This window comes from Paenibacillus sp. S29 (genome assembly GCF_049319765.1).
GTDB classification, from domain to species: domain Bacteria; phylum Bacillota; class Bacilli; order Paenibacillales; family Paenibacillaceae; genus Paenibacillus; species Paenibacillus polymyxa_B.
Window position 1 is genome coordinate 1 of the sequence record NZ_JBMOUI010000094.1, and the last position, 311, is coordinate 311.

Below are 311 nucleotides of genomic sequence, written 5' to 3' on the forward strand. Positions count from 1 at the left end.
TTGGCGCAGCGGCATGAGATATTTAGAGCTAATTTCATCAGCGGTTGGCAGGATGAGCCTGTGCAGGTCATTTTCCGTCGCAAGGATGTTGGTTTCAGATGTGAAGATTTGCGTCATTTGAATGAGCAGGAGCGTGACGCGTATGTGAAGGAATTTATTCGCAAAGACAAGGCAGCCGGGTTCGATTTGTCCCGGGATGCGTTGATGCGCGTGGCGATTTTACGAACAGGTGATGAGGATTATTATTTTGTGTGGAGCTCTCATCACATCTTGATGGATGGCTGGTGTGTGGCGTTAGTCACGGATGAGGT

The 311-nt window shown here is 48.9% G+C and carries 1 protein-coding gene; it reads left to right on the plus strand.

All coding sequences use genetic code 11. The annotated features are described in order from the left end of the window. Window positions 1-311: condensation domain-containing protein (locus ACL9RM_RS26645; RefSeq protein WP_414126721.1), on the plus strand; the 311-nt coding region annotated here is incomplete at both ends.